Raw genomic sequence first — 25,813 nt, 5'->3', positions numbered from 1 at the left:
CATAGAATGAAATTATATCCTACATTATTACTTATAGCGTGTTTGATAGCGCTTCCTGTGAAGACTTTAGGACAAGATACTGAAATAGTGAAACAAGGTATTCCTATTGCCGGTGACACAACAGCTGTTCTGAGCAAAAAGGAGCTGAAAAGACTGAAAAGAGCTAAACGAAACGTACATTATAATATACTTGGAGGGCCAAGCTATACTCCTGATTTCGGAGTATTAGTGGGCGGTAGCGCTTTGGTGACTTTCAGCATGAATCCCAAGGACAGCACCATGAAACGTTCTGTAGTTCCTGCTTCCGTAGCACTGATGTTCAGTGGAGGTCTGAATATAGTTGTAAAGCCCCAACTGTTCTTCAAGAATGACAAATTCCGCATCTTCGGACAATTCATTTACAAAAATACACAAGAAAACTATTACGGAGTTGGATACACTACCAATAAGAACTACATCCGAGGTAAAGAAACCAGCCAATACAAATATAGCGGAATACAAGTTAACCCATGGTTCCTCTTCCGTATAAAAGAGACAAATTTTTTTGCAGGTCCGCAGATTGACTTGAATTACGACCACATGATGAATGTGGCCGAAGGTATAACTCTGGACAAGAATTATATAAAGGCCGGAGGAACAGCAGACGGATACAGCAATTTCAGTTCAGGGTTAGGTTATTTGCTAAGCTATGACACCCGCGACATTCCTGCCAATCCGTATAAAGGTCTGTATTTTGATTTCCGCGGTATAATGTATCAGAAATGGCTGGGTAGCGACGACAATTACTATCGTTTGGAATTCGACTACCGCCAGTACAAGTCGGTAGGCAAAAGAAAAGTCCTGGCATGGACAGTACAGAGCAAAAACGTGTTCGGCAATAATATTCCTCTGAACAAGTATGTACTTAGCGGTACTCCGTTCGACTTGAGAGGCTACTATATGGGACAGTTCCGCGACAAATCATCACATCTTGCAATTCTGGAATACAGACAGATGTTCAATACTGACAAGAGTAACCTCTGGAAGAAAATACTCAACCGTCTGGGATACGTCGCATGGGCAGGTGCAGGATTTATGGGACCTAATCCGGGCAAGATAGAAGGAGTTCTTCCCAACGCCGGAATAGGACTGAGAGTGGAAGTCCAACCACGTATGAACTTCAGACTTGACATAGGCAGGGACTTCGTAAACAAGCAAAATCTGTTTTATGTAAATATGACAGAAGCATTCTGATAAAACATTTTCATATACTAAAAAAAACTCCGCAAGACACAATGACTTGCGGAGTTTTTTTCATGTATATGTTATTTATATCAGAAACAGCTTGAACCGTCGAAACAGTGTGTACAAACCTTACACTTAGGAAGTCCGATAGCTTCAATCAAAGTTTCAAGGGTATTGAACTTCAGCGAAGTAAGTCCGAAACGTGCTCTGATGCGTTCCACCAATTCCTTATATTCAGGAGAATCAGTAGTAGCATACTTGTCAAGTTTGGCATTCTCATCACCTTCTATTTCCTTGATAATACGGCGAGTGATGAGTTCCATGTCGCTCTTTGAAGATGTGAAACCGATAAACGGACATCCGTAAATAAGCGGCGGACAAGCTATACGCATGTGTACTTCTTTTGCTCCGTAATCATATAGAATATTCACATTATCACGTAGCTGAGTACCACGTACAATAGAATCGTCACAGAACAACAGTCTCTTACCCTGAAGCATAGAGCGGTTAGGTATAAGCTTCATCTTTGCCACCAGCGAACGCATGCTCTGATTGCTAGGAGTAAAGCTTCGAGGCCATGTCGGAGTATATTTCGCTATTGTACGATGATAAGGAATACCTTTTCCTTCGGCATAACCCAGTGCCATACCTACACCCGAATCAGGAATACCGCAAGCGCAATCCACTTCAGAATCGTCTGTCTGTCCCATCTTGTAACCTGACATGAAACGAACTTCCTCAACATTTCTGCCTTCGTATGATGAAACAGGGAAACCATAGTAAACCCACAAAAAAGAGCAGATCTGCATCTTGTCATTAGGTTTGCGCATCTGCTCCAGTCCATCGGCGCGCATACGGATAATCTCTCCCGGGCCGACATATTTTTCTATTTCAAAATCAAGGTTTGGCAAACTGCTCGACTCGCTTGTAGCAGCATATGCCCCATCCTTCTTACCGATGATAATCGGAGTACGTCCCCACTTGTCGCGCGCTACGATAATTCCGTCTTCAGTAAGAATAAGCATAGAACAAGAACCTTTTATCTTATTGAATACATTCTCTATACCATCCACAAAATCCTTTCCCTGAACAATAAGCAATGCAACGAGTTCTGTCTGATTAGTTTTACCCATACTCATCTCGGACAGATGCATGTTAGAGGCAAGAAGTTCATTCACCAATTCCTCTTCATTATTTATTTTTGCTACTGTTACTATTGCGAACTTGCCCAAATGAGAATTGATCATTATAGGTTGCGGGTCAGTATCGCTTATAACTCCAATTCCCGCATTACCCTTAAACTGCGGCAGCTCTGATTCGAACTTAGTGCGGAAATAAGAACTTTCCAAACTGTGGATAGCGCGCATGAATCCCTCACCGGCAGCATAAGTAGCCATTCCGGCACGTTTTGTACCGAGGTGAGAATTATAGTCTGTGCCGTAAAACAAATCGGTCACACATTCAGCCTTAGAGACTGTACCAAAAAAACCTCCCATTCTTTTAAAACAATTAAATTAGTTTAAGCGGAACAAAAATACAAAAAATTCAGAAAATATGCATAAGCATGAAGGTATAAAGGTTACAAAAAAAATCGTTCATACTACAATTTGAAAACAAAAAACAAGTTTTGCTTTGGATAAACCCCATTATGCGTTACCTTTACACGAAATATAAATTTACGACACAATGATACAGAAAACATACAAGGCTTATCTTTTCGATTTCGACTACACTCTTGCCGACTCGTCGCGCGGCATAGTTATGTGTTTCAGGAATGTACTCGCCATGCACGGGCATGACGGTATCAGTGACGAAGCCATAAAGCGTACCATAGGAAAAACTCTTGAAGAATCATTCACCATACTGACAGGCATAAGTGATAAAGAAACACTGGCTGGCTACCGCAAGGAGTATGTAGCACAGGCTGACAAACTTATGACAGCAAACACTGTATTGTTTCCGGAAACCATCGATGTTCTGTCAGGTCTGAAGGAAAGAGGAGCAAAAATAGGAATAATCTCCACAAAGTACAGATACAGGATTATGGAACTTTTAGGAAAGAAACTGCCTGAAGGATTTCTTGATATAATAGTAGGCGGCGAGGATGTAAAGACGCCAAAGCCATCACCGGAAGGACTACTGTTTGCCATAAACCATCTGGGATTAGACAAAAACGATGTTCTGTATTGCGGCGACAGCACAGTCGATGCCGAAACAGCCCTCAATGCCGGTGTAGACTTTACAGGAGTGCTGCACGGAATGACAACACGCGAAGAGCTTGAGGCATATCCTCATACAGGAATAATGAGATCGCTTGACGAGCTGTTGTAAAAAAAACGACATTTCAGATTCATGCCACACCTATTTACTCACCAAACGCACAAAGCCTCCGGCACTGACGAAGGCTCCTGTTCTTTTTATTCTTTTATCTCACTTTCCTATAACAACTATCGCTTTATCCAGTTCTCAAGCCTGATACCAGAGAAGTTCTTGAAGTCATGAACGTTTTCTGTCACCATCACCAAATCGTAAATAATGGCGGTACATCCTATCAACAGATCGAAATTGTCATCGGCAGGCGTACCCGCCAAACGCAGGCGCGCTTTCTCCTTAGCAAAAAGGTCAAGTGATTCGCCAATTGGCAGCACATGCATTGAAGCTATAAATTCTTCCAAGTTCTGCGTTCGGCGTGTCAGCCCTTGTCTGCTCCCCAATTCGGCACCGTATTTCAGTTCGGCCACGGTGATTTCGGAGATATAACAATTCTCAATACCAACTTGGTCTATCTTCTTATCCACATCGTATTTACCACGCAGCAGGAAGATGCAAATGTTTGTGTCAAGCAGATACTTTTCCATATAGTCAGAATGCAGTTATGTCGTCCTTAAACTTTCTATCCATTCTGACTTCTGCCGCCAAACAATCGGCATCCATACTGTCGTCATCATTCCATACACCATAAAAACGACTAGCTGATATATGTTCCGTCTTATTCTTTTTACGCATAGAATTGCTCAACCTTGCAATCAAGTCCAGCTTCATTTCATCGCTCAAATCTTTCAACAGATTCCAGTAACGGTCTGCATTGCCAACAGATAGTTCCATATTATCTTTCAATTAAAGTTCCAAAAGCGAATATAAAAAAAATATCCGATTTGCTGTATGAATTTAACACTTTATTTTAAATTATCAGGTTCATCCACTCCTATTTGTTTCCTAAACGCACAAAGCCTCCGGCACTGCCGAATGCTCCTGTTCTTTTATCTCACTTTTCAATACCCTCCAATCCAACTTCCATAAGTCCATCATTTCCCGGTGAATCTCCTACACCCGATTCAGATTCCAACAGACGGATTCATTTCAAAGAATGCTTTGTTATGTTAGATATCTTTTGTACTTTTGTATCGCAGTCCCGGGCGTTCTTCTCCCAGCTTTCAGTTACTGGTGATGAACCAGTCAACTTGGTCAGGAATTACAACACAAACTGACAACTAAATTCAGTACACTTCAGGTTCTATCGGATTCAGTCTAAATTCATAAAAAAACGTGGGCAAATCTATACTAAAACGCGGGCAAATTTTGATTAAAATTTGCCCGCGTTTTTTTTAACAATATCTAACGTAGATTCAGAAGTAATAAATAACAGTGTAACTCTTAAGGGATGGCTTTGATTTTGTCCACGTATTCGGTCCAGCCGAATGCTTGCTTATAGGCATCTACCGAGCCAGACGGCACCAAGATTTGAAGGCCGTCAACGCAGTTTCTGAAAGCATTCTCACCCAGCGAGGGCGGCGTCATAGCTCGGCATGTGACGGTGGCCAGGTTGGAGCAGCCACTAAACGCTGATTGCCCAATGCTCTCCAGTGCGGCTGGCAGGTCGATGGTCGTCATGGCGTTGCAAGCGCAAAATGCATTTTTTCCGATGGTCTTCAGCCCGTCCGGAAGGGTGACGTCGACGAGGTTTGCGCTGCTCATTTTTTCTGATATTTCGACATAGTGCAAAGGAGACTCAATATATTTCTGTTCGTCGGATAAATCCGGAATCTCACCCGAAGACATCTCCGACTCGAAAACACTTTCCACCTGCTCATAAAACAAAAGATAATTCATGTACGAACAGAAAAGATAGATATAGAAAAGAACTGACGATAGAATCCATATAAACACATACTCATCGGGAAGGAAAGTCAGCAGACCGCATCCAACTCCAAATATAACAGCCCACCAGGTGAAAATCGAAAGCCATCTGATGTATGTTCCTATATCATCGGAATGGGTATTCTCGAACAATACTACAGCACGCTTATATGCCTTTATCAAACGCATGGCAAGAACTATGCCATACACCACGAGCCATGAAGCAAGAAGCGACAGTCCCACACTCTGCATTCTCCCGTCAGGAAGGAAAAGCAATACTCCTGCCGAAAGAACTGTGAAGAATATCCATTGAACCAGATGGCTTATTACTCTGCGACGTGTGATATAGAAACGATTGAGCAGAGTAGTAAGAGCAGAACTGAAAAGCCAATAGCACAAGAAATATGTAGAAAGATTCATGATTATAGCGGAATCCACATCACGATACCTTATTTCAAAAAAGAAATGTACGGAATAATTGGCAGCAAGCAAAAGAAGAGCTGTCCCCATAATACGACGCGATCGGAGATAATTAAAGAAAATAGCCTTGTCCGGAGTTCTACCAAACAGGAAATAAAAGCCATAGAAAAGCATCAGGGGCAATGCTACGCAAAGTGAATAACTGTATATAGAATGATTCATACTCACCTCCTTGATCATGATTTCACAAACAAAATTAAGAATAAATCTTTATTATATATAGAATAATGATGAAAAATAATATATAATACTATAAAGAATACTTACAAAGTTTATTCACTGTATATAAAAATAAATCCCGGAACGATATACACCATTCCGGGATTTATTTTTTATGAAACTATATCAATTATTGAACAGTATATATCCGTTCAGATAAGTAGCTATAACCAACCATAAGATATATGGTACGAACATATAGAACGAAGGTTTATCCTTCTTATATGCCATCATCATAAAACCTAGTACAGAAGCGTCAAGAAGCAATATATCAACAAAGCCCCACAACGGCATACGCATGGTGAAGAACAATATGCTCCAAAGGAAATTAAAAACCAGCTGTACCGTCCAGATTAGAATTCCCTTCTTATTTCCATGGTTAAGCATTCGCCCGAATGAAAGCCCCATCAGGAGATATATTATAGACCATGCAATAGGAAAGGCAATGTTGGGTGGCGTCAAACCGGACTTATTCAGATGTGGATACCACTCCATCATGGACTCTGCCTGGAGTTTGCTTGCTGCAAAACCTATACCAAAGCATAGCAAAATCGGCCAGATATAATTGATAACACGCTTCATAAGCATTTCTGTTTTTATCTCAATAAATATTATCTAATGAACAGAAGTTCACGATATTTAGGAAGTGTCCACATACGGTCGTCAACGATAAGCTCAAGCTTGTCGATATGATAACGTATCTGTTCCAGCATAGGAGCAATATTGTCATGATATGCAATCGCTCTTTCACGGATAGACTCTATTCTGTTGGCTACCTTACGAGCTTCGACCATAGCATCTACATTCTCCTTAATATACGCTGTATGTTCTGCTATTTCCTTGATTATAGCTATATTCTCTGCCGACAATTTGTTTGCCTCATCATCAGAGAAGATTGACTTCATCTTGTATACATTGTCTACAAGTTTTGTCTGATATTCGGTTGCTACAGGAACTATATGGTTCATAACCAAGTCACCAAGCACACGAGCCTCAATCTGTATTTTCTTTACATACATTTCCCATTTCACTTCGTTACGTGCCTCAAGTTCCTTACGGTTCATTACGCCTGTAGATTCAAACATCTTGATTGTTTCAGGCTTCATGTAGTTGTCGAAAATCAATGGGCAGCTTGTTTCGCAATCAAGGCCACGACGTTGAGCTTCTTCTTTCCATTCGTCGCTGTAACCGTTTCCGTCGAAACGGATAGGCTTACATATTTTGATATATTTGCGGATAACCTGAAGTATAGCCGACATCTTAGGCTCGCCTTTCTCGATAAGCTCGTCCACCTCTTTCTTGAATATCATCAGCTGTTCGGCAACGGCAGTGTTCAATGCTATCATTGCACTTGCACAGTTGGATTCCGACCCCGGAGCACGGAACTCAAATCTGTTTCCTGTAAATGCAAATGGCGAAGTACGGTTACGGTCAGTATTATCGATAAGCAGTTCAGGTATCTGAGGAATGTCAAGTTTCAATCCCAACTTGTCGCTCAATGACATAAACTCGTCTGCCTTGCTTTCTTCGATATGATCGAGCACCTTGCTCAACTGAGAACCAAGGAATGAAGAGATGATTGCTGGAGGTGCTTCGTGTGCCCCAAGACGATGAGAGTTTGTAGCACTCATGATAGACGCCTTGAGCAATCCGTTATGATGGTATACTGCCATCAATGTATTTACGACGAAAGTGATGAAACGGAGATTTTCTTCCGAAGTCTTACCCGGAGCCATCAGCAATACACCTGTATCAGTACCAAGCGACCAGTTGTTATGCTTACCAGAACCGTTTACACCCTTGAAAGGTTTTTCGTGAAGCAACACTCTGAAACCGTGGTTACGTGCAATCTTGCGCATAAGCGACATGACAAGCATGTTGTGGTCTACGGCCAAGTTACATTCCTCAAATATAGGAGCAAGTTCGAACTGGTTTGGAGCAACCTCGTTGTGACGTGTCTTGACAGGGATACCCAATTCAAGTGACTGGATTTCCAAATCTTTCATGAACGCAGCCACACGTGTAGGGATTGCACCGAAATAGTGGTCTTCAAGCTGCTGGTTCTTTGAAGCCTCGTGTCCCATCAGTGTACGTCCTGTAAGCAACAGGTCAGGACGTGCAGCATACAGACCTTCGTCAACAAGGAAGTATTCCTGCTCCCATCCAAGATATGAATATATCTTCTTTACAGAAGGATCGAAATAATGTATTACGTCGAGCGCAGATTTTGTCACTGCGTGTATAGAACGTAAAAGAGGAGCCTTATAGTCGAGCGACTCGCCTGTGTAAGCAATAAAGATTGTAGGAATACACAGTGTATCATCAACTACGAATACAGGTGATGAAGGGTCCCATGCACTATATCCGCGAGCCTCGAATGTATTACGGATACCTCCGTTAGGGAATGACGAACCGTCCGATTCCTGCTGTACAAGAAGCTTTCCTGAGAATTCTTCTATCATTCCACCCTTTCCATCGTGTTCCACGAAAGCGTCATGCTTCTCGGCAGTACCTTCAGTAAGTGGCTGGAACCAGTGAGTATAATGTGTCGCACCAAGTTCTACCGCCCATTTTTTCATTCCGGCAGCGACCTCATTTGCTATGCTGCGGTCCAGAGTGGCACCATTGTCTATTACGTCAATAAGCTTTGAATAAACCTTGCTTGGAAGATACTTGAACATCTTCTCTCTGTTGAATACATATTTGGCAAAATATTCACCAGGACGCTGTGATGGCGATGGCACATTGACAGGTTTCTTGTGAAAAGCCTCTTCTACTACTTTAAATCTTAATTGTGACATAATACCTAAGTTTGTATATTTTCTATTTATTGTTGTTTCTATATTCTAGTTTATATGTTGTTGCATATCCTCTGTATTCCCTCCTTGCATCTGTCTCTGTCGCCAAATGCCGTCAGACGTATATATCCTTCACCACTTGGTCCGAAACCTATACCCGGAGTACTTACCACTTGAGCTTCATACAGAAGTTTGTCGAAAAATCCCCACGACGTCATGCCTTTAGGAGCCTTGACCCAGAGATATGGTGCATTTTCACCTCCATATGCCCTCAGTCCGATACTGGTAAGTCCCTTTTTCATTATTCTGGCATTCTCCATGTAATAATCAACCATAGCCTTCACCTCTTCTCTGCCTTTAGGCGTGTATATGGCTTCAGCTCCACGTTGTGCAATATACGAAGCTCCATTGAACTTTGTTGTCTGCCTTTTGAGCCACAGCTTGTTGAGCGAAATCCTCTCTCCCATCAGTGTAGAAGCCGTAACTTCTTTAGGGACAACAGTATATCCGCATCTGATACCGGTAAATCCGGCAGTCTTTGAATAACTTCTGAATTCGATGGCAACCTTCTTCGCACCTTTGATTTCATAAATGGAATGTGGAATATCCGGCTGCCTGATATAAGCCTCGTATGCAGCATCAAATAAAATAAGAGTATCGTTTTCGAGAGCATAGTTAACCCATTTTTTCAGTTCTGCCTTGCTGAGAACTGTACCGGTAGGATTATTAGGAAAACACAGATATACGATATCAACTCTCTGTTCCGGTATTGGAGGAATAAAATTGTTTTCAGGACTACACGGCATATAAATGACGTTGCTCCATCTGTAACCTTCTTCAAGCGTTCCTGCACGTCCGCACGAAACATTCGAATCTATATATGCCGGATAAATAGGGTCTGTCACTCCGATACTGTTGTCATGACGGAGAATATCTCCAAAGTTACCGGAATCGGTCTTGGCACCGTCATTTATAAAAATCTCACTGTGTTCCAAAGATATTCCCCTAGCTGCATAATCGTGCTTGATAATGGCATCAATAAGAAAACTGTACCCTTGTTCCGGGCCGTATCCATGAAATGTCTCAGCTTTTGCCTGGTCCTCCAAAGCCTTGTGCATGGCATCAAGACATGATTGCGGTATAGGGCGTGTGACATCACCAATACCCAGATTTATTATATCGGCCTTAGGATGGGTTACCTTGAATGTATTCACCCTTTTCGCCAAGTCAGTAAACAAATAATTATCGGGCAGCTTTAACAAATGTTCGTTGACCAATGCCATATATTATCTCTTTTAGTCTATTTTGGCGCAAAATTACGAAAAAAATGTCATTCATGAAATATAATTATATGCTTTTGTATATCATGTTACATCATTATTGCGTTTTATTATCATATCACCATCTGCTATAATTTTTACACTTGATTTATATCAATCATAGTTTTTTTTAATACCTTTGCACAGACTAAAAAAACAAACATAACAGACATATTACAAAACAAACGTCAAAATGAGTTCTGCATTACCTATTTCGAATAGACAGCAACTGCTGAGAGAAACTAGAGATTATCTTCTAATCGCACTTGGGATGATTATGTATGCTGTCGGTTGGACTGTTTTTCTATTACCCAACAATCTTCCGTCGGGCGCTGTCCCAGGTATAGCATCCGTAGTATATTGGGCAACGGGATTTCCCGTACAATACACTTATCTGCTCATAAATTTTGCACTTTTACTTTTGGCTTTAAAGATTTTGGGACTGAAATTCTGCCTTAAAACCATTTTTGCCGTAGGTGTTCTTACTTTTGCCACTCCCGTGTTCCAGCATTTTGTCAAAGGTTCCCTGATTAATGACCAACCTTTCATGGCGTGCGTTCTCGGTGCATCATTCTGCGGTGGTGGTATAGGCGTTGCGTTTTCCGCCAACGGTAGTACCGGAGGAACAGATATCATAGCGGCCATAGTCAATAAATACCGTGACATAACTCTTGGAAGGGTTATTCTGATTTGCGATGTGATAATCATTTCCTCCAGCTATCTTGTTCTGCATGATTGGGAAAAAGTAGTTTACGGATACGTGGTTCTGTTCATTTCCAGTTTCGTACTAGACCAGGTAGTAAACAGTGCACGACAATCGGTACAATTCTTTATTATCTCACAGAAATATGAAGAAATCGGGCAAAGAATAAACAAAGACCTGCATCGCGGTGTTACTTTTATAGACGGAGTGGGATGCTACACTCACAACAATGTAAAAATGATGTTCGTACTTGCAAAGAAACGCGAGTCGAACACAATATTCCGTCTGATAAAAGATATTGACCCTAATGCTTTTGTTTCACAGAGTGCCGTAATAGGTGTCTTCGGTGAAGGCTTTGACAAGATTAAAGTTAAATAAAAATCACACACTAAAAGTCCATGAATATGAATTCCAATCTAGATATAGCGAAAAGACTGGCATCATCTTTAAACTGCACTTTATCAAAGGAAGTATTAAAGACGTTTGCTGAAATACTTATACCTGAAAAGTATAAAAAAGGAGAACGAATACTTGACGAAGGACAGGTGTGCGATTCACTATACTTCATAGATAAAGGGATGACACGTCAGTTCTATTTCAAATACGAAAAGGATTTGACTGAACATATAGGTTATGAAGATTCCATAATAATATGCCTGGAAAGTTATTTCAATGAAGAACCTACCAAGCTTATGATTGAGGCACTTGAACCTACAATAGCGTGGAAAATCAACAAGCATGACATTGTGCGACTGGCGTCAATAAACAGCGAAATCGGGACTCTTTACAGAAGAGTGTTCGAAAATTCACTCATTACATCACAACGGAAGGCGGACACACTGAGATTTGAACCTGCAAATGAGAGATACAACAAGCTGATGCAGCAGCATCCGGAAATTCTGAAAAGGGCTCCTCTAATATACATTGCCTCATTATTACAGATGACACCTGAAACTTTGAGCCGTGTCCGCTCAGCAAGTCTGAATTCTTAAATATACAATAATTTTAAAGGCAGGAAGCATTTGAGGTATAACCTCGGTACTTCCTGCCTTTTTGTTCAGGTCAGATTAGAATATCACACCCAGACGGAAACCTGCATTGTTCTGTCCGTTTATATCACTCGTCAGAGTACATGTCTTGTTCGTTCCGTAGCTGTAATACCCTGCTACGTGCAATCCCCAATGTTTTGTCCTACCAGGGTAGATATTAAATCCTATTTCAGGAGAAATGTAACCTCCCCATGCTTTATCATAAAGACCTTTAATACCGTAATATGTAGTATTACGGGCAAACATTGTTCCTGCTTTCAAACCTATGTATGGTTCAAAATGCTTTCCATCATACAATGTATAGTTGGCAGCCAGACCGAAAGGTACCTGAAAAGCAGAACGCTGCTGGTCGGTAGTCAGGCTCTCAGTTGGTGATATTGACAAAGTCTGTCTTCCTACGTACTGATGATTGGTGTGAAATGAAGCAAACAGACCGACATTCCATCTTGGAGCCACTTCATATTTCAACTCGTAATTCATACCCCATCCGCTTATTTTATCCGCATATCCCGTAGAAAACGGCGCGTTAACCTGCCAGTCTACAACCAATCCCAAATTACGTACATCCCATTGTGCTTTCGCCGTAAACAAAACTCCGCAAGCCAAACAGCAAAGCAGAATAGTTCTTCTCAATATAATATTTATAGTTCTCATTATCAGTCCCTCCTAATTATTTGTTACAATTTATATATTCCGACTGTTTATATGCCTGATTTACAGAATTCACCAGCAACTGCAAATTATACATTCCGCTGTACTGAGCTCCGGAAGCACTGGCATACCATACTACAGGAATATTCTTACCTTCCTGATCTGCTGTCAGATCAACCATTTCCATTATCAGAGTGTTAGTGTTATAAGAATAAGTTATAGGATACGGATAATACCATCCTCCCCACCATGGACCCCAATAACCATAATCCCACCATCCACCGAAATATCCTCCGGAAACAATCTGATACGATTCATTCAAATATGATAATTGAATTCCGATATCAGCATTGTCTTTCTCATTAGGATCTGTTATACGGGTATATCCACGCTGATTCATATTTGTTTCCACTGCTTTGATTATCTTCATAGCATTTTCATCCTTCCAGTAGGTTGCCTTATATTCTCCAGCTTCCAAAATACTGTCCGGCAAGAAATAAGTTTTGTACGAGCCAAAATCCACACTACTGTCATAATCCGTGTAAACAGCCAAATCGGCGTCCAATTCTGTCATGTCCGGTTCTTTCTCGCATGACACAGCCAATAGAGGCAGACAAATGTAAAATAAAAGCTTTTTCATATTCATTTATGTTTAAAGATTATCATATAGAACGTCCCTTGAAAACTCTGCTACTGGAAGAAGGGACAATAACTCCGCTTAAAGTCATCCTATTAGAATTAAAATTTGGTGATATAGTCACCGATGCTTTATTGCTTCCTTTATAAAGGTCTATATCAATCATTGCGGATATTCCAGTACCCATCACATTCATAGACACATGAATGTTGCCTTTCTTGTCTTTCTTTACTTCATATTTCGACACATTACCATCAAGTGTTATACCTCCTAGTCCATTAGGACCTGAAGCAGGAATATTGAATGCCACTTGAACAACAGATTTGTCGCCCGTAACAGAAACAAAATTTGTATTGGAATTCACAAAGGCTGTCTGACCATATTTAAACACTACTTTATCAGCCTCAAGCGTAAAGTCTTTCTCTGATATGGCTTTTTCGGCTTCTACATACATCAGACTGTCAAGTTTTTCCTGAATAGCCTTTCTTTCAGCACCGGTCAATTCTTCTAACTCTTGTGCATGTACGTTGCCTGCCATTAATGTAAGCAACATAAATAATGAAATAATGATTCTCATATTCTATTTTCCTTTCTTTTTTATCGATAGCAAAATTAAAATAAGAATATGATACCAAAAATAGAATTTTCCTATACGTTAATAGGGAAATGGGAATATTATTTAGGAACTTTTCCCCCACGCGTTCCTTATTCCCTGTGATAAAACACAGTCAGACATCAGTTTGCCATACCGTCATTATATTCTTTCACCAAAGTGAGATAATTTTTTATGAGATTGTTATTTTTGAACCCTTCCGGAGCCTTGTTAACAATATCTTCCATTACAGGTGTCAAAAAAGGATATGGCAATGAATTTCCTATCATTATAAATACACCCGGACCGAGAACATTTTCATAATTACTGGAAATAAATGTCTTGATGAGATTATCCATCTGTTGTGCTACTTCAACCCTTTTCTTATCAATTTCAAACTGCACAGTATTTATATCGACACCATCCATAATCATACGACTTTCTTCCCTCTCAACCTCGTATGCTCTGTCATCAATCGCGGTCTTGTCTTCAATAAACTTATTGAAACTGTCATTCAAAGGAGTTCCTTTAATAGAGATACCGACATTATTTATTTCAATCTTAATATTACCCTCTTCCAACACCAATGGCATGATACATTCATCATCCATGTAAAGAGATGCCAACACAACAGAATCCACTTTGCCTTCCATCTGGAAATAACCATGTATAACCTCTGCCGAATCCACATTGACAAGCTCATCACCTGACAAGACTTTAACGAACAGCATTTTTCCGTCAAGTCTTGAGACAGATGTAACACCATCAATCTTAAACTTCTTTCCGCAAGATGTCAATGTTGTTATAAATAATAAGACAAAACAAAATCTAAACATAAAATCAAAAGGATTTATTTTGACTACAAAGTTAGCTTCTTTATAAGTAGTCATGAAAATTATTATCACAAATTATACTAAATACGTGACGATTATACATTTAAAAAAGATGAAAACCAACAGTAAAACTTCATTCTTTATTACAAAATGAATATTTTTATATCATAAAAACAAACTTATTTTATCCTTAAATGCTATCTTTGTATCCTATTTATGTTCATTGATAAAGAAATGCTGGTATTTTTCTTTTCAATTGGTCACTTTTGAAAATTTTAAACAATAACAATTCAAAAACTATAGTCAAATGAAGAAAATCAAAGTTTTGGCACTGGCACTTCTGTGCTCAGTATTCACGCCATCGAAGGCGGACGAAGGAATGTGGCTTCTGCAGCTGATGAAAGAGCAGAATCTGGCTGACAAGATGAAGGCACAAGGTTTGAAAATGAACATCTCCGACATCTACAACCCCAATCAGATTACGCTGAAAGACGCTGTAGGTATTTTCGGAAGAGGATGTACTGGAGAAATAATCTCTCCTAACGGACTTATCCTTACCAACCACCACTGCGGATATGGTGCTATCCAACAGCACAGTTCTGTAGAACACGACTATCTGACAGACGGATTCTGGGCTAAAAGCCTTGAAGAAGAGCTCCCTACTCCGGGATTGACATTCAAGTTTGTAGAACGCATCGTCGACGTTACTGACAAAGTGAACAGAGACATCGAAAAAGGAAAGATAGAAGAAGCAGAATCATTCGGAAGCGAATATCTGAAAAAGATTGCAGCCGAAGAACTCAAGAAAAGCAACCTCAAGAAAGCTCCTGGTATCACAACTATGGCATTACCTTTCTACGAAGGTAACAGATTCTATGTATTCTATATCAAGACTTATACAGACGTACGTATGGTGGCTGCTCCACCTTCATCAATCGGTAAATTCGGTGGTGAGACAGACAACTGGATGTGGCCTCGTCACACAGGCGACTTCTCTATGTTCCGTATCTATACAGACAAGAACGGAAATCCTGCCGACTACAGCAAGGACAATATTCCATTAAAGGCAAAGAAACACCTTACAATCTCTTTGAGAGGTCTTCAGGAAGGCGACTATGCCATGATTATGGGATTCCCCGGAAGCACAAGCCGCTATCTGACTGAAAGCGAAGTGAAACTGAGAATGACCGGTACAAACATTCCAAGAATTGAGGTCCGCGAAGCAAGACAGAACGTGTTAAGAGCAGAAATGGCTGCAAGCGACAAGGTTCGTATACAGTATGCAAGTAAGTTTGCCGGTTCAAGCAACTACTGGAAAAACTCTATCGGTATGAACAAAGCCATCATCGACAATAAAGTGCTTGAAACAAAAGCTGAACAGGAAGCACGTTTCGCAAAATTTGCAATGGCCAAAAAGAATGCTGACTATCAGGGCGTAGTTGAAAAAATAGACGAATACGTAAAGAATGTAGAACCTATCCGTACCCAGTCAACTTACTTCAGCGAAGTGTTCAGAACAGGTATCGAATTCGAATCTTCCTATAAACTTTTCGACAATCTGAAGAAAGCTCTTGAAAAGAACAAGAAGAAAGATATCGAAAAAGCCGTAGAAGCACTTAAAGAAGAATTTGCAGATGTACACAATAAGGACTACGACCACGAAGTGGACCGCAAGGTTGCAAAAGTCCTGATTCCTCTTTACGCGTCTAAAGTTCCTGCCGATGCTCTTCCAGAGTTCTACGAAACTATCAAGACTAAATTCAACGGCGACTACAACGCATATATTGACGCTTGCTACAACAACTCTATCTTCGCAAATGAAGAAAACTTCAACAAGTTCATCAGCAACCCTACTGTAGAAGCTATCGAAAGCGACCTTATGGTACAGTACTCTGAAGCAAAAGCTGAAATGAGCAAGAAACTTTCTGAAAAGCTTAAAGCTGCCAGCGAAGGTATCAACCTGCTGCACAAGACATACGTGAGAGGACTTTGCGAGATGTATGCACCGGAACCCAAAGCACCGGATGCAAACTTCACTATCCGTCTGACTTACGGAAATGTCAAGCCATACGACCCTAAAGACGGTGTACACTACAAATACTACACTACTCTGAAAGGTGTAATGGAAAAAGAAGACCCACAGAACCCAGAGTTCGTGGTTCCAGAAAAGCTTAAAGAACTTTACTCTACAAAGAACTTCGGACGCTACGCTATGGCAAACGGCGAAATGCCTACATGCTTCCTTACAACAAACGACATCACAGGCGGTAACTCTGGTTCACCTGTAATGAACGGCAACGGAGAGCTTATCGGTTGTGCATTCGACGGTAACTGGGAATCACTGAGTGGTGACATCAACTTCGACAACAACCTTCAGCGTTGTATCGCAGTGGATATCCGTTACGTTCTCTTCATTGTAGAAAAACTCGGAGGATGCAAGAACCTTATTGACGAAATGACAATCGTAGAATAATGAAAAAAACGATATTACTATCACTACTCACCACATTTACCCTCGCCGGACATGCCGACGAGGGAATGTGGATGCTGACCGACCTGAAAAAACAGAATGCGGCAGTAATGTACGATATGGGGCTTGACATCAGCATAGACGATGTTTATTCGCCCGACAACATATCGCTGAAAGATGCAGTGGTACACTTTGGCGGCGGATGTACGGGCGAAGTAATCTCTGCCGAAGGTCTTGTACTGACCAACCATCATTGCGGTTACGGATACATACAGCAGCACAGTTCTGTAGAGCATGACTACCTGACAGACGGCTTCTGGGCAATGACACGCGAACAGGAATTGCCTTGCGAAGGACTTACAATCACATTTATCGACAAGATTCTTGATGTCACAACTTACGTAAAGGAACAGCTCAAGAAAGACAAAGATCCTGAAGGACTGAACTATCTTTCACCGTCATATCTTTCGAAAGTTGCTGCCAGATTTGCCAAGAAAGAGAAAATCAAGACAGACGAATTCACAGTTCTGGAACTCAAGCCTTTCTATGGAGCCAACAAATACTATCTTTTCGTAAAGACAGTATATAAGGATATCCGTATGGTGGGCGCGCCTCCTTCATCAATAGGAAAGTTCGGAGCCGATACAGATAACTGGATGTGGCCTCGCCACTGCGGCGACTTCTCAATGTTCCGCATCTATGCCGACAAGAACGGAAAGCCTGCCAACTACAGTGCAACCAATGTTCCTCTGAAAGTGAAGAAACATATCGCAATCAACCTGAAAGGTGTAAAAGAAGGCGACTTTACTTTCGTTATGGGATTCCCGGGAAGAAACTGGAGATACATGATAAGCGACGAAGTGGAAGAACGCATGCAGACCACAAACTTCATGCGCGACACTATCCGCGGCGTACGCCTTAGAGTGCTTGGTGAAGAAATGGCGAAAGATGCAAAGACACGCATACAGTATGCTGCCAAATACGCATCGTCTGCCAACTACTGGAAGAACGCCATAGGAATGAACGAAGGATTAATCAAGCTGAAAGTTCTCGACAAGAAGAAAGAACAGCAGGAACACCTTCTGGAATATGGCCGTGAAACTGGCAACAACAGCTATAAGGAAGCCTTCGATGCCATCCGCTCAATAGTGGCAAAACGCAGAAATGCCGTTTATCATCAGCAGGCTATCTATGAGGCTCTTATGCTCGGAACAGAGTTCTATAAGGTTCCTGATACAGACGCTCTCCGTAATGCTCTTGAAAAGAACGACAAAAAAGCCATTAAGGAAGAAACAGAAAAGCTGAAAGAAGCCTATAAGAAGTTCTACAACAAGGACTACAATCCGGAAGTTGACCGCAAAGTCTCAAAACAGCTTATCGCTCTTTATGCAAAACTAATTCCGGCAGAACAGCGAATAAGCATCTTCAAGCAGATAAACGAAAACTTCGGCGGAAACACAGATGCTTTTGTCGACGCATGTTTCGACAAGTCTATCTTCAGAAGTCAGGCTGCACTCGATGCTTTCCTTCAGAATCCAGACATCAAGACTCTTCGTGAAGACCTGATGGTGAAATATTCGAAGTCTGTCAAAGACGGATACGATGCTACATCAAACGCCATGAAGGCCGAAACAGACGCATACAATCTTGCCCACAAGACATGGGTGGCAGGAATGCTTGACCTGAAAACCAAGAATGGAACACCAGTCTATCCTGATGCCAACTCTACTCTGAGACTTACTTACGGAAAGATTGGTTCATACGAACCGGCAGACGGTATGGAGTATCTGTACTACACAACACTGAAAGGTGTTATGGAGAAAGAAGATCCAAACAATCCGGAATTCGTTGTTCCTGCAAAACTTAAGGAACTGTACGAAAAGAAAGATTTCGGTCCATACGCAATGCCTGATGGACGTATGCCTATATGCTTTGCCACAGGAACAGACAACACAGGAGGTAACTCCGGTTCTCCTGTATTCAACAGCAAAGGCGAACTGATAGGAACAGGTTTCGACCGTAACTACGAAGGACTTACAGGCGACATTGCCTACAACCCACAATTGCAGCGTGCTGCATGTGTTGACATCAGATACACACTGTTCATTATCGACAAGTTTGCAGGTGCAGGTCATCTGATTGATGAGATGACAATCATCAAATAAACCAGTTCTCTAATAACTGCGAATAAATAAAAATCGCGCTTTGATTCTCCTGCCTGACAGGAAATATCAAAGCGCGATTTTTTATATCATATTTAATCAACGTTTAAACAGCATTTAAATACCGTTTAAACGCTAATCAGACACTGATTTATCACAACATTACTGGAAGAACAAATCATCTAAACGACTAGTATTTTCTTCTTCCAATTCAGACACCTTATCTTTACAAGGATCAAATCCTTCTGGAATATCGAATGTATCCTTCTGAGAATATCCCAAAGCCTTATCCGCATAAACCTTATTCATATATATACCCCATATAGGAAGAGCCATTGAGGCACCCTGTCCGTCAGCCATACGGTCAAAGTGAATGTCACGTTCCTCTCCTCCTACCCAACATCCTGAAACAAGGTTTGGAGTGAATCCCATAAACCATCCGTCGGAGTTATTATTTGTAGTACCGGTCTTACCACCCATATCAGCCGTAATGTTATACAATCGTCTGATACGTCCACCGGTACCCTCGTTTATTACGGCACGAAGCATTACAAGCATCTTATACGCACTGCTTTCGCTTATCACCTCGTTCACCTGAGGAGAGAATGTAGCCAGCACATTACCGTCGTTATCCTCTATACGTGTAACGAACAACGGTGCCGTACGTATTCCCTTATTCACAAAAGCCGTGTATGCGCTTACCATTTCGCCAACCGAAATTTCGCAAGGTCCAAGACACAATGAGATTGTAGGCTGTATCTCCTTGTTCAAGACACCGAACGAATGAATCAGTCTGACCAACTCATACGGATTGAGCTTACTCATCAGATAAGCCGATATCCAGTTGTTCGAATTTGCAAGACCCCATTTCAGAGTAACTATCTCGCCATAATGTTTCTTCGAACTGTTTCTTGGTGTCCAAGCTATACCATTCTCGTCGAAGTATGTAGCCTGCACGTTTCTTGTCTCGTCGCATGGAGAGAAACCGTTTTCCATTGCAAGCGAGTACAGGTACGGTTTGATAGTAGAACCAACCTGACGGCGTCCCACCATAGCCATATCATACTTGAAGTTGTCATAGTTAGGTCCGCCCACGTATGCCTTCACATATCCTGTAATTGGGTCCATCGACATAAATCCGGCACGAAGGAAATGCTTGTAGTATTTGATAGAGTCAAGAGGAGTCATGATAGTGTCCTTCTCACCCTGATATGTAAACACTGTCATCTCACGCGGAGTATTGAAAGCCTTCATGATTTCGTTATCCGAATATCCTGCAGCCTTCATCACACGGCGACGCTCGCTCTGTCTGATGGAACGGTTCAGGATAGTCTCAACCTCCTCATTAGTAAGCTGATTGGTATATGGTGCAGTCTTTCTGCCTTTCTTTTCCTTGAAGAAACGAGGCTGCAGATATTCAGCCACATGCTCCTGAACTGCCTCTTCTGCATATTGCTGCATACGCGAATTTATAGTGGTATAAATCTTTAGTCCGTCTGTATAAAGATTATAGTTTGACCCATCCTTTTTCTTGTTCTTTGCACACCATCCGTACAGAGGATTTGTTTCCCATGCCAGAGAATCTTCGTAGAACTTCTGCATCTGCCATCCGCGATAATTCTTCTTCACCGGTTTCTTGGCATTCAGCACACCACGGAGATACTCTCTGAAATATGTAGCCAGCCCGTCGTTATGGTCAACCGGTCTGTATTTCAAGACCAATGGCAATGCCTGAAGCGAGTCACGTTCAGCCTCTGTCAGATAACCAGCCTTACGCATCTGGTCGAGCACCACATTTCGACGGCCACGAGTACGTTCGTTGAAACGGCGCGGATTATACAGCGAAGGGTTCTTACACATACCGATAAGTGTAGCAGCCTCCTCAATACTCAGGTCCTTAGGCTCTTTTGAAAAATAAGTACCTGCAGCAGTCTTTATACCAACGGCATTGTTCAGAAAATCGAACTTATTAAGATACATCGTAAGGATTTCTTCTTTAGTGTAATAACGTTCCAGCTTAACGGCAATAACCCATTCGATAGGTTTCTGCAGCAGACGTTCCATCACATTGTCTGCTGTAGGCGAATAGAACTGCTTTGCCAACTGCTGCGTGATGGTACTGCCACCACCAGCATTCTTCTGCATCAGCACACCGCGCTTGATTACGGCACGCATGAAAGCCCGGGCATCGATACCTGAATGTTCACTGAAACGCACATCCTCTGTAGCCACAAGCGCATGTACCAAATTGGGTGACAAATCGTTGTAGCCTACATACAGACGGTTTTCCTTACTCAGCGACCAAGTTCCCAAGACTTTTCCGTCGTCCGAAATAACCTGTGTGGCAAACTTTAGATTAGGATTTTCCAGTTCCTCGATAGGCGGAACATAGCCTATCTTGCCATCCGAGATGGCAGAAAATATTATATACGTTGCCAGCATACCTATCAGCAGCAACGCCCAAAGTACGATGATAAAAATCTTTCTCATTGAAGTAGCTTATTTGTTACATATCAGTTCCCTAATTCTCCAAAAAGGGAACAAATCGGCACAAAAATACAAAAAAACAATGGGATTAATGTATTCTGGAAGATATTTTATAATTTACTATTACTCATTAAATCATTATTAATTACACACGAACACGATTTATTTAATCAGTTCTCTTTATAAGATTTTTCTTTTTCATTTCCGCTATAAGTCTTTCACATTGTCTCAACGTATTATGTTCACTCTATGTTCACTAGCCATTCGTTAGGTGTTCACTGAACGGTATTGCAAACGCTTTGCAAAAGGTTTTAAACAGGTTTGCAAAAGGGTTCTATTTATACAAATTTCAGCTTTACCAAATTCACCCCCGACTTGAGGGTGAATTAAAGATTTCAATATTGATGTCATAGAAATCTGCAATTATTACATTTCAGAAATTTACACACGATTTCTTACTAATACCATAAAAAAGGTCTGCCATTGAAGACAGACCTGATAAGTACCTTTTATAGTGCAGTATGAAAACCGTAGTAATCAAGTGCACTCATATATTTTACATCCTCATCTTAACCATCTGAGGAATGTAGCGGTTCTTCTTGTCCAAATCACCTAATCCGAGACGAGGATAAACCATACCTCCAATTCCAGGAATCACTTCTCCTCCTTCCCTTTCTTCATCAATAGCAAACTGAAGGAAATGGAATTTACTGCTTATCTCCTTTGGGAATTCTTTCAATAAATTAGGCTGAGCATCCTTATACATCACCGGTGCCATAATGACAATCATCTCAGGGTGTACACGATCGATCAGTCTGGTCAATTGAGTTTTTACAACACATGAAGAACTGATGATTGATTTCACAACAACCAACAAGCGGCATTTTACAATAGGCTCTTCGTATGCTTTTATAATAGGAGAAATCTCTATCTTCTCACCATTCTCCAACTCATACACAGTATTTCGAGTATTCCAATAAACCGATACCGGCAGTTTTCCCTTACCAAAACCGTTTTCCACACCTTTTGCCAACCAGTCAGCATCTTCCGACGCACACACCAACATTGTTTCCTCAGCAGATACATCACCCACATCATGAGCCAACACACGCCCTAACTCTATACCAAGCATCTCAAATGCGTTACGATACTCCTCCACACCGGTAGTCTTATCAGCCAATGCGTCCAAAGATTTACGAATTAACTCATCATCTCCGTATTGCAAATTTTCATATTTTCTCATAACACAATCGATTTTTATGACAACATTGATATCAATTTCCACTTGTCCCTTGGATGCTGACGTATTATTTTGTGAAAATAGAATTTCTTATCCGAATACACAAGTAAAACTTGTACTTTTCATAAATATTGCCATATAAAAACTATGTAACCTCGTAACCATTAACACGATAACCTACCGAAATAACGACATCAAGGTTATACATCACCACTTCTCCGGACCATTTATCCGAAGGTACTAAAAATTTTTTAGTTGCTTTGGACAAAATGGATTTCTCCACTTGCATCTATTTGTTGCAGGTGATAAATAATATTGGGAACAGTAACCCCAAACAACTCTGCCATCCCTTACCATCTCCATCTACTTCTCGCAACTGTTCAAACGGTGATTCGAGTTCGGGGATATTATTATCTGAGAATTTATCTGTCATAATCTTTAATTTTCAATTTATCACAAAGGTACAGATAATATTATTGAAATACTTACTATAAAGACCTTAATATACAAGCAAAATAAAAATATTTTACCACATTACATCGTAACTAATATTCTAGTTTATAACTTAAACATGAGTCCACCACAAAAAGTGGACAAATTTTAAAAGTCCAACATAGCTTTAAACTGTTATTTTACAGTTTAATCGATAGTAAATAAATTTGATGTGTTTTTAAATCATACTTGAAGGTGAATTGAACATATATCCTCCTTCATTAATTGCTTTCTTAAGCTTGTAACACGATCAATTATTTCACATTGCCGTTTTAAACAAAAAGTCAATCCGCGGGCTGCGTGTAGTGACAAACATCGAAGTGGTGCACATCGATGCCTATCATCAGGCTTACGAGCAGGTAGCAGAGCGACTGCACGGCATGCGCCCGCGGAGTGGAACCGGGCATCACCCAAAAGGAGATAGAACGCGCCGTCCGATGGGGTTACGAGCATGGCAATGAGGGCGGAAATAATCAGACGAATTGGGTTCACAAGGTTCACAATTCCTATATGAACCCAAATTCTGCCGCAACATCAGCCATCGACCCTGATAATGAAGAAATTACAGAGGACGAAAAGGAAGAGGAAGAGATAATTGAGGACCAATGCACCCAATTTAGTGACGACATTTTCGATACCCTTCCGGAGGAGATAAAAAAACTCCTTGTGGTGGCAAAGGACAGGAAGGAAAAAGACATCATCCTCTTGGGAATACTCACCGTTTCCAGCACATTGTTTCCTGCCCTTTTGACCATTTACGGCAATAAGAAGTACTCAGCCCATATCTACACTTATATAGTTGCCGCAGCCGGAGCCGGTAAAGGAGGGGCGATGAACGGTGTAATACTTGCAAAGAAAACAGACCGTGAGCTCGAACGCATATATACCACAGAAAAGAAAGAATACGAGAAGAAGTGTATAGAATGGGAAATGGAGCTGAAATCTGCCATGAAGGAACACAGGATGCCAGACATGGACATGAAGCCCGAAGAGCCAGTACACCAGATTATCATTTCCACTCCTAACTCCTCGAAGAGCCAGATGATAATCAATATCAGGAACTCAGGCGAGATAGGGATAGTCATAGTTTCTTCCGAAGGCGATGTTCTGACCGAGACACTGCATTGCGATTTCGGTAATCTTGCTGCCGAACTGCGCATGTTCTTCCATCACGAAGAGGTACGCCAGCACTTCAAGATTGACAAGGAACAGATTGTGATACCCCATCCTCATGTGGCAATGCTGCTCACAGGTACACCCGACCAGGTGGTATCACTCATCCGGAATACAGAGAACGGACTCTTCAGCCGTTTCCTCTTCTATGCCATGAGCGAGGAACCGGTATGGAAATCACAGTCGCCTTATAAAGGAAATGGCGGGATAGACATAGAGGAACTGTACGGAGAGTTAGGCGAGAAACTGAAAGCCAACTTCTTCAAGACCAGCGGAAAGGAGATAAAGATAAACTTCACTCCTGAGCAATGGGATATACTGGACCAGGTGTACGAGACTGAACTTGGCATAGTTTCGGCAGAAGGAGAAAAGAATGCTACAGCCGTAGTGAAGCGATACGGACTTATCACCATGCGCATAGCCATGATTCTGAGCGGATACAGGATAATGGAGGCTGGATGGCAGATTACGGAATACACATGCTTGGACGAAGATTTCCAGACTGCACTCCACATCGTACTCACATGCATGAAGCATGCCAACCATGTTTCCACCATGATGAAAAATACGGCAACAAGAGGCAAGGTGAAGAATTTCTACAAGCTTCTTCCTGTCCTCGACAAAATGCCGGATAGATTTAGGTTCAGTGATTACAGAAATGCGGTGGAAACAGCAGGTTTTGGACCTTCTGCAGCAAAACGTTCATTGAAAAAATATATCATAACCGGCTTATTGACAAAGGATAACGGTGTTTACAAGAAAACAAATAAGCTGAAAAAAAGGTTCAATTAGAAAAAGTGAACCCAGTGAACCCAAATCGTAATTTCCAGGCACCGTAGAATCCCGAAACAAAACGCGGGCACATTCCACCTTAAACGTGGGCAAGTTTTACCTAAAACGTGCCCACGTTTTTCCAAAACATTGAGCAAGGAAAAACCCGTACAAGGGCGGACATACTGCCAACATACCTTCCGTATCATTTGATTACCTCCCTGATTTTTAGTATCTTTACATAAAATCGTGCGACAAGAAGTCGTACAAGTAATTGTTCAGCATGATGTCTGAACCTGTTGTTCCGTCAACAGTAGCCTAAAGAGGCGTGCTTTACGAGTAATTGTTTGGTGCGAAGCCCTCTTGACAATATGGT

20 protein-coding genes are annotated in these 25,813 nt (G+C 41.3%); 7 read left to right on the top strand and 13 right to left on the bottom strand.

What is annotated here, in order from left to right; translation table 11 throughout:
- Positions 1-6 precede the first annotated feature (6 nt).
- Positions 7-1,233 (top strand): BamA/TamA family outer membrane protein, encoded by a 1,227-nt coding sequence (locus tag I6E24_RS07780; RefSeq protein ID WP_235327629.1) that lies wholly within the window; start codon positions 7-9, stop codon positions 1,231-1,233.
- Positions 1,234-1,313: 80 nt separating this feature from the next.
- Here I6E24_RS07780 and I6E24_RS07775 read toward each other — a convergent pair whose 3' ends face one another.
- Positions 1,314-2,720 carry an amidophosphoribosyltransferase gene (locus tag I6E24_RS07775; protein WP_235327627.1) on the bottom strand — a complete coding sequence of 469 codons (1,407 nt, stop codon included), beginning with the start codon at positions 2,718-2,720 and terminating at the stop codon, positions 1,314-1,316.
- A gap of 190 nt (positions 2,721-2,910) precedes the next feature.
- On the opposite strand from I6E24_RS07775, the gene I6E24_RS07770 reads away from it, so the two are divergent.
- Entirely contained in the window at positions 2,911-3,555 is a 645-nt protein-coding gene (locus I6E24_RS07770) for an HAD family hydrolase (protein ID WP_235327625.1), read from the top strand.
- Between the two features lie 116 nt (positions 3,556-3,671).
- Here the strand turns inward: I6E24_RS07770 and I6E24_RS07765 are convergent, their stop codons facing one another.
- The 6 genes from I6E24_RS07765 to I6E24_RS07740 form a co-directional block, all read right to left on the bottom strand.
- Positions 3,672-4,082 (bottom strand): type II toxin-antitoxin system VapC family toxin, encoded by a 411-nt coding sequence (locus I6E24_RS07765; protein ID WP_235327623.1) that lies wholly within the window; start codon positions 4,080-4,082, stop codon positions 3,672-3,674.
- Positions 4,083-4,086: 4 nt separating this feature from the next.
- Complete coding sequence (locus I6E24_RS07760) at positions 4,087-4,329, bottom strand: hypothetical protein (protein WP_235327621.1); 243 nt, start codon at positions 4,327-4,329, stop codon at positions 4,087-4,089.
- Between the two features lie 549 nt (positions 4,330-4,878).
- Complete coding sequence (locus I6E24_RS07755) at positions 4,879-6,003, bottom strand: leucine-rich repeat domain-containing protein (RefSeq protein ID WP_235327619.1); 1,125 nt, start codon at positions 6,001-6,003, stop codon at positions 4,879-4,881.
- Positions 6,004-6,186: 183 nt separating this feature from the next.
- Complete coding sequence (locus I6E24_RS07750) at positions 6,187-6,642, bottom strand: TspO/MBR family protein (protein ID WP_235327617.1); 456 nt, start codon at positions 6,640-6,642, stop codon at positions 6,187-6,189.
- A 29-nt stretch (positions 6,643-6,671) separates the two neighbouring features.
- The gene (locus tag I6E24_RS07745; RefSeq protein WP_235327615.1) at positions 6,672-8,861 is read right to left on the bottom strand and encodes a glutamine synthetase III family protein; all 2,190 of its coding nucleotides are present in this window, start codon (positions 8,859-8,861) and stop codon (positions 6,672-6,674) included.
- Positions 8,862-8,911: 50 nt separating this feature from the next.
- Positions 8,912-10,141: an LL-diaminopimelate aminotransferase gene (locus I6E24_RS07740; protein ID WP_235327613.1), complete on the bottom strand. Its 1,230-nt coding sequence runs from the start codon at positions 10,139-10,141 to the stop codon at positions 8,912-8,914.
- 229 nt (positions 10,142-10,370) lie between these two features.
- On the opposite strand from I6E24_RS07740, the gene I6E24_RS07735 reads away from it, so the two are divergent.
- Positions 10,371-11,258 carry a YitT family protein gene (locus tag I6E24_RS07735; protein ID WP_235327611.1) on the top strand — a complete coding sequence of 296 codons (888 nt, stop codon included), beginning with the start codon at positions 10,371-10,373 and terminating at the stop codon, positions 11,256-11,258.
- Positions 11,259-11,284: 26 nt separating this feature from the next.
- Entirely contained in the window at positions 11,285-11,872 is a 588-nt protein-coding gene (locus I6E24_RS07730; RefSeq protein ID WP_235327609.1) for a Crp/Fnr family transcriptional regulator, read from the top strand.
- Between the two features lie 75 nt (positions 11,873-11,947).
- On the opposite strand, the gene I6E24_RS07725 is transcribed toward I6E24_RS07730, so the two are convergent.
- From I6E24_RS07725 to I6E24_RS07710, 4 genes are all read right to left on the bottom strand, one after another.
- Positions 11,948-12,583 carry an outer membrane beta-barrel protein gene (locus tag I6E24_RS07725; protein ID WP_235327607.1) on the bottom strand — a complete coding sequence of 212 codons (636 nt, stop codon included), beginning with the start codon at positions 12,581-12,583 and terminating at the stop codon, positions 11,948-11,950.
- Positions 12,584-12,599: 16 nt separating this feature from the next.
- Positions 12,600-13,220 (bottom strand): DUF4136 domain-containing protein, encoded by a 621-nt coding sequence (locus I6E24_RS07720; protein WP_235327605.1) that lies wholly within the window; start codon positions 13,218-13,220, stop codon positions 12,600-12,602.
- A 22-nt stretch (positions 13,221-13,242) separates the two neighbouring features.
- Positions 13,243-13,794, bottom strand: coding sequence for a DUF4251 domain-containing protein (locus tag I6E24_RS07715; protein ID WP_235327603.1), 552 nt, complete (start codon positions 13,792-13,794; stop codon positions 13,243-13,245).
- Between the two features lie 158 nt (positions 13,795-13,952).
- Positions 13,953-14,645, bottom strand: coding sequence for a DUF4369 domain-containing protein (locus I6E24_RS07710; RefSeq protein WP_235327601.1), 693 nt, complete (start codon positions 14,643-14,645; stop codon positions 13,953-13,955).
- A 304-nt stretch (positions 14,646-14,949) separates the two neighbouring features.
- On the opposite strand from I6E24_RS07710, the gene I6E24_RS07705 reads away from it, so the two are divergent.
- Entirely contained in the window at positions 14,950-17,115 is a 2,166-nt protein-coding gene (locus tag I6E24_RS07705) for a S46 family peptidase (protein ID WP_235327599.1), read from the top strand.
- On the top strand, positions 17,115-19,277 hold the full coding sequence (locus tag I6E24_RS07700) for a S46 family peptidase (protein ID WP_235327597.1): 2,163 nt from the start codon (positions 17,115-17,117) through the stop codon (positions 19,275-19,277). The genes I6E24_RS07705 and I6E24_RS07700 overlap by 1 nt, the downstream gene beginning before the upstream one ends.
- Before the next feature lie 159 nt (positions 19,278-19,436).
- On the opposite strand, the gene I6E24_RS07695 is transcribed toward I6E24_RS07700, so the two are convergent.
- Both I6E24_RS07695 and I6E24_RS07690 read right to left on the bottom strand, forming a co-directional pair.
- Positions 19,437-21,764: a transglycosylase domain-containing protein gene (locus I6E24_RS07695; protein ID WP_235327596.1), complete on the bottom strand. Its 2,328-nt coding sequence runs from the start codon at positions 21,762-21,764 to the stop codon at positions 19,437-19,439.
- A 553-nt stretch (positions 21,765-22,317) separates the two neighbouring features.
- Positions 22,318-23,004: a hypothetical protein gene (locus I6E24_RS07690; RefSeq protein WP_235327594.1), complete on the bottom strand. Its 687-nt coding sequence runs from the start codon at positions 23,002-23,004 to the stop codon at positions 22,318-22,320.
- 882 nt (positions 23,005-23,886) lie between these two features.
- On the opposite strand from I6E24_RS07690, the gene I6E24_RS07685 reads away from it, so the two are divergent.
- On the top strand, positions 23,887-25,458 hold the full coding sequence (locus tag I6E24_RS07685) for a DUF3987 domain-containing protein (RefSeq protein WP_235327592.1): 1,572 nt from the start codon (positions 23,887-23,889) through the stop codon (positions 25,456-25,458).
- The last annotated feature ends 355 nt before the right edge of the window (positions 25,459-25,813 follow it).

The organism is Bacteroides caecigallinarum (assembly GCF_021530995.1).
Classification (GTDB): domain Bacteria; phylum Bacteroidota; class Bacteroidia; order Bacteroidales; family Bacteroidaceae; genus Phocaeicola; species Phocaeicola faecigallinarum.
This window is presented reverse-complemented; position numbering and strand designations above follow the sequence as displayed.

Coding starts and splice junctions, on each gene's coding strand:
- I6E24_RS07780 (WP_235327629.1), top strand. CDS start 7: ATGAAATTATATCCTACATTATTACTTATAGCGTGTTTGATAGCGCTT.
- I6E24_RS07775 (WP_235327627.1), bottom strand. CDS start 2,720: ATGGGAGGTTTTTTTGGTACAGTCTCTAAGGCTGAATGTGTGACCGAT.
- I6E24_RS07770 (WP_235327625.1), top strand. CDS start 2,911: ATGATACAGAAAACATACAAGGCTTATCTTTTCGATTTCGACTACACT.
- I6E24_RS07765 (WP_235327623.1), bottom strand. CDS start 4,082: ATGGAAAAGTATCTGCTTGACACAAACATTTGCATCTTCCTGCTGCGT.
- I6E24_RS07760 (WP_235327621.1), bottom strand. CDS start 4,329: ATGGAACTATCTGTTGGCAATGCAGACCGTTACTGGAATCTGTTGAAA.
- I6E24_RS07755 (WP_235327619.1), bottom strand. CDS start 6,003: ATGAATCATTCTATATACAGTTATTCACTTTGCGTAGCATTGCCCCTG.
- I6E24_RS07750 (WP_235327617.1), bottom strand. CDS start 6,642: ATGAAGCGTGTTATCAATTATATCTGGCCGATTTTGCTATGCTTTGGT.
- I6E24_RS07745 (WP_235327615.1), bottom strand. CDS start 8,861: ATGTCACAATTAAGATTTAAAGTAGTAGAAGAGGCTTTTCACAAGAAA.
- I6E24_RS07740 (WP_235327613.1), bottom strand. CDS start 10,141: ATGGCATTGGTCAACGAACATTTGTTAAAGCTGCCCGATAATTATTTG.
- I6E24_RS07735 (WP_235327611.1), top strand. CDS start 10,371: ATGAGTTCTGCATTACCTATTTCGAATAGACAGCAACTGCTGAGAGAA.
- I6E24_RS07730 (WP_235327609.1), top strand. CDS start 11,285: ATGAATTCCAATCTAGATATAGCGAAAAGACTGGCATCATCTTTAAAC.
- I6E24_RS07725 (WP_235327607.1), bottom strand. CDS start 12,583: ATGAGAACTATAAATATTATATTGAGAAGAACTATTCTGCTTTGCTGT.
- I6E24_RS07720 (WP_235327605.1), bottom strand. CDS start 13,220: ATGAAAAAGCTTTTATTTTACATTTGTCTGCCTCTATTGGCTGTGTCA.
- I6E24_RS07715 (WP_235327603.1), bottom strand. CDS start 13,794: ATGAGAATCATTATTTCATTATTTATGTTGCTTACATTAATGGCAGGC.
- I6E24_RS07710 (WP_235327601.1), bottom strand. CDS start 14,645: ATGTTTAGATTTTGTTTTGTCTTATTATTTATAACAACATTGACATCT.
- I6E24_RS07705 (WP_235327599.1), top strand. CDS start 14,950: ATGAAGAAAATCAAAGTTTTGGCACTGGCACTTCTGTGCTCAGTATTC.
- I6E24_RS07700 (WP_235327597.1), top strand. CDS start 17,115: ATGAAAAAAACGATATTACTATCACTACTCACCACATTTACCCTCGCC.
- I6E24_RS07695 (WP_235327596.1), bottom strand. CDS start 21,764: ATGAGAAAGATTTTTATCATCGTACTTTGGGCGTTGCTGCTGATAGGT.
- I6E24_RS07690 (WP_235327594.1), bottom strand. CDS start 23,004: ATGAGAAAATATGAAAATTTGCAATACGGAGATGATGAGTTAATTCGT.